At 38.4% G+C, this 1,264-nt stretch carries 2 protein-coding genes; both read left to right on the top strand.

Annotated features, from left to right (window positions below; all coding sequences use genetic code 11):
* The coding region (locus Q0212_RS16280) for an ATP-binding domain-containing protein (protein WP_297927485.1) at positions 1-782 on the top strand (782 nt) is incomplete at its 5' end.
* Between the two features lies 1 nt (position 783).
* Positions 784-1,227 (top strand): VRR-NUC domain-containing protein, encoded by a 444-nt coding sequence (locus Q0212_RS16275; protein ID WP_297927483.1) that lies wholly within the window; start codon positions 784-786, stop codon positions 1,225-1,227.
* Positions 1,228-1,264 lie beyond the last annotated feature (37 nt).

Below are 1,264 nucleotides of genomic sequence, written 5' to 3'. Positions count from 1 at the left end.
TTATTAGGCAATCCACAGATAACCCTATTATTGAGTTAAGCGCGGCTTTACGGCGTGTTATGGAGTCATCTAGCCATATTACCGTAAGTGATATTGTTGAAATGGTGAATGAGTATGATAAAGATGGCGCAAAAATTGGGATGATACAAAAACATGAGATTGCAGATTATTGTTCGGACGCATTAAAGAATGGCATGGACTGTCGCTATTTAGCGTATAAAAACGAGTCTATAGACAAACAAATGATTGCTATTCGCTCAATGTTGCACGGCCGTGATGTGCAATCGTTTGTTGCTGGAGAACCTGTTTCGTCGCTAACTGGTATTTACAAGGTCATTAACAACAACTATGAGGGAGTGATAACTTCCATCGGCAATCCTTTTTTAATACACGGCATAGCGTGCGTATCGGTTACATTAGACGGAAATCTAACAGTTAACGCCGCGATTGACACGAAAGAAAAACGGAATAAAGAAGATGGTTTTTTTAGGACGTTTAACAAGCTAAAAGCTCAAAGCGGTCTAACATTAGACTACAAAATCAAGGCGGAATTGTTAGAACAGGCAGAGGAAGCAAGCGCACAAGGTTACATGATAAAAGAGTCAATAGCAGAATTAAGGCCGTGTGTAGCGTCAACAGTACACAAAGCGCAGGGTTCTACGTTTGATGTTGCTATTGTTGATGTTGCTGATATTTTAACAATGCGTAACCGTAGCGAGGCTTTACAGTGTTTGTATGTTGCAGTTACGCGCCCTAAAACGTATTTAATTTTGGTTGTATAAGATGACACTAAAAACAATGATTGATAACACCATATCAAAACAACCACTTATTAAACCATCACGCACCAAAAAACCTATAAAACACACTGAGGCTAACTATCAGCAACAGGTTGTAGAGTGGGCAAGGTGGGCGCATAAAACAGGTAAATACCCCAACCTAGACTTGCTTCATTGTTCACTCAATGGCGTAAAACTATCAGCACTACAGGCGACAAAATCAAAACAACAGGGAATGTTGAGCGGTGTACCTGATTTGTTTTTGCCTGTTCCGATTGGTGGTTATCATGGTTTATTTATTGAGATGAAAAGCGACAAAGGGCGATTATCTACTAATCAAACTTGGTTTTTAAGCAAAGTCGAATTGTTAGGTTATAAAATTGCAGTTTGTTATTCAGCAAATGAGGCTATAAAAACAATCGAAAATTATTATTTTGTCCCAAACTAACAGCGACAAACTAACGATAAATACATAAACTAATTTT

The sequence above is a fragment of the uncultured Agitococcus sp. genome, assembly GCF_937920075.1.
Classification (GTDB): Bacteria; Pseudomonadota; Gammaproteobacteria; order Pseudomonadales; family Moraxellaceae; genus Agitococcus.
The sequence above is the reverse complement of the archived record's forward strand: the minus strand, read 5'-3'. Positions and strand labels throughout refer to the sequence as shown.

What these genes read in the sequence shown, in the direction of transcription:
- Q0212_RS16275 (WP_297927483.1), top strand. Translation starts at nt 784, where the DNA reads ATGACACTAAAAACAATGATTGATAACACCATATCAAAACAACCACTT.